Origin of the sequence: uncultured Escherichia sp. (genome assembly GCF_948475835.1) — a bacterium.
Lineage (GTDB): Bacteria > Pseudomonadota > Gammaproteobacteria > Enterobacterales > Enterobacteriaceae > ECMA0423.
In genome coordinates, this window is sequence record NZ_CAOLGM010000238.1 from 1 (window position 1) to 2,435 (window position 2,435).

Annotated in this window: 1 protein-coding gene and 2 pseudogenes; 2 read left to right on the forward strand and 1 reads right to left on the reverse strand. The window is 46.9% G+C overall.

What is annotated here, in order from left to right:
* Nucleotides 1-36: 36 nt before the first annotated feature.
* Nucleotides 37-632, reverse strand: a pseudogene (locus tag QZF50_RS23425) (IS3 family transposase); the annotation flags it as partial.
* 66 nt (nt 633-698) lie between these two features.
* On the opposite strand from QZF50_RS23425, the pseudogene QZF50_RS23430 reads away from it, so the two are divergent.
* Nucleotides 699-1,226: pseudogene (locus tag QZF50_RS23430) on the forward strand (ACP S-malonyltransferase); the annotation flags it as partial.
* On the forward strand, nt 1,223-2,209 hold the full coding sequence (gene ycdU, locus QZF50_RS23435) for a protein YcdU (RefSeq protein ID WP_000611856.1): 987 nt from the start codon (nt 1,223-1,225) through the stop codon (nt 2,207-2,209). The pseudogene QZF50_RS23430 and the gene ycdU, both read left to right, overlap by 4 nt.
* Nucleotides 2,210-2,435 lie beyond the last annotated feature (226 nt).

The following is a 2,435-nucleotide window of genomic DNA, read 5'->3' on the forward strand; positions in this document are numbered from 1 at the left end:
CAGACCGTGTGCGCGGTAGCAGACCGGGCTGAACTACCGGGAGGCCTTTGCCCTCAGTCCGTGACGGCGCAGGCTTGCCGCCACGGTTTTTACGTTAAAGGCCTAACCCTGAGCACGCAGTTCATCCGTCAGGCGTGGGGCACCGTAACGCTGTTTTGACCGGGTAAAAGCCGCGAGGACAACGCTGTCGCAGTGTTGGCGGAACTGCTGACGCGTGCTTATCCTTGTCCGCCGCTGACACCACGTATACCAGCCGCTGCGGGCCACCCGGAGCACGCGGCACATTGCTTTGATGCTGAACTCAGCCTGATGTTTTTCAATAAAGACATACTTCATTTCAGGCGCTTCGCGAAGTATGTCGCGGCCTTTTGGAGGATAGCCAGCTCTTCATCCCGTTCTGCCAGCTGGCGTTTGAGACGTGCAATCTCGGTAGACATCTCCAGTTCACGTTCAGAAGACGTCTGCTGATTTTGCTGTTTACTGCGCCAGTTGTAGAGCTGTGATTCATACAGGCTGAGTTCACGGGCTGCGGCAGTAACACCGATGCGTTCAGCAAGCTTCAGGGCTTCACTGCGAAATTCAGGCGAATGCTGTTTACGGGGTTTTTTACTGGTTGATACTGTTTTTGTCATGTGAGTCACCTCTGACTGAGAGTTTACTCACTTAGCCGCGTGTCCACTATTGCTGGGTAAGATCAGGCGGTTAAAGGCATCAACCGCGAACAACTGCAGACGATGATTACGGAATCAGGCATTGCGCTGGATATTAGCTGTGATAACACGCCGCGCCAGCAGGTTATTGGGGGAACGCAGGCCTCGTTGAATGAATTTGCCACGCTGCTGATGGCCGCTGGATACGAACCGGTTAAACTCGGTGTGAGCGGTGCCTGGCACACGCGTTTGATGGAAGACGGCGTTCAGGCAATGCGCGATTATCTTGCCGGACTGGATATCGCTTCGCCAGAGCATCAGGTTCTGATGAACGTAACAGCAAAAAGCGAGGTCGCTCCGTCAATTATCAAAGAAAATCTCTCATTACACTTAACCCATACGGTGAAATGGACTGAATCTCTCGATATATTTCTGAATATGCCAACCCCGGTAGCTTTCCTTGAAATAAGTAATAAGCCCTATTTGGGGAATATGTTAAATGATTTTGCTGGCGTGGATCAGCAACGAGTTATGCATTGTCGTAAAGCATTTAGTGATGCAAAGGTATTCAAATGATTCCTGATTATTTAACTTTTATTCGCTTTCAGGATAAACGAAATCTGATATACATTTATGCTATTGGACTTATTCTGATAGGCTTTTATTGGAAAAATGCAGGATTTACTTTTCCATCAGAGGATATTGGTGTCGTTAGTGGGATTCTGGCCCTGGTGCTGTATAATTTTATTTTTGATCTCAAGGCGTACTGGGCTTATAAATGCGTCACGAAGAATATCGATTTTTCGTGGTTTAAGAAAAAGCAGAACCACAAAATAGAATTATTTCTTACACAACCTCTGGTGGCAGGATTTCTGTCGTTAATCATGTTGAGTGCAATGAGTTGGGGGCTATACCAGCTTCTACCCTCGTTATATGCGCTGTTCCTGATTTCGTTACTTGGGCCGTTGGTCATCTTTCTGCTGTTTCGGATGATCCGCACCAGTTATGTCAAGCAGGTCGCTATTTCAGTAGCGAAAAAAGTAAAATATAAAAGTCTGACTCGCTATGTGCTGCTTTCGGTGTGCATCTCAACGGTTGTTAACCTGCTTACTATCAGCCCGTTACGTAACAGTGATTCTTTTGTGACAGAGGGGCAGTGGTTAACGTTTAAATCGATAATTGCATTGCTCATTCTTTGTGGCGTAGTGTTGGCGATTAATCTGTTTTTTCTGCGCTTCTCCAAGCGGTACGCTTTTCTGGGCAGGCTTTTTTTGCAGGAAATCGATCTGTTTTTCTCCAGTGAAAATGCGTTGTCGACCTTTTTTGCCAAGCCGCTTTGGCTTCGGTTATTCATATTGCTGGTTATTGAAATGATGTGGATTACGCTGGTGTCGGTATTGGCAACGCTTGTAGAATGGCGGATTTGGTTTGAAGCCTATTTTTTACTCTGCTATGTACCGTGCTTAATTTACTATTTTTTCCATTGTCGATGCCTCTGGCATAACGATTTTATGATGGCATGTGACATGTATTTCCGTTGGGGGCATTTTAATAAGTGAGGAAGTTACAGGAAGTGACCAGATAACGCATATATGTTCTCTACTATCTTGCGCATTTTGATTGTTGACTGAGTAACCAGACAGTTGATGTGCACAATTTCCCCTCGCCCTAACAGACGTGGGCGGGGGCACCCGGTGTGTGCAATATACGAAAAAAAAGCCCGTACTTTCGTACGGGCTCTTCTTTAAATATGGCGGTGAGGGGGGGATTGACTCGCTTCGCTCG

Bases quoted from the DNA above. Each gene is read 5' to 3' on its own strand.
- ycdU (WP_000611856.1), top strand. From the start codon at position 1,223: ATGATTCCTGATTATTTAACTTTTATTCGCTTTCAGGATAAACGAAAT.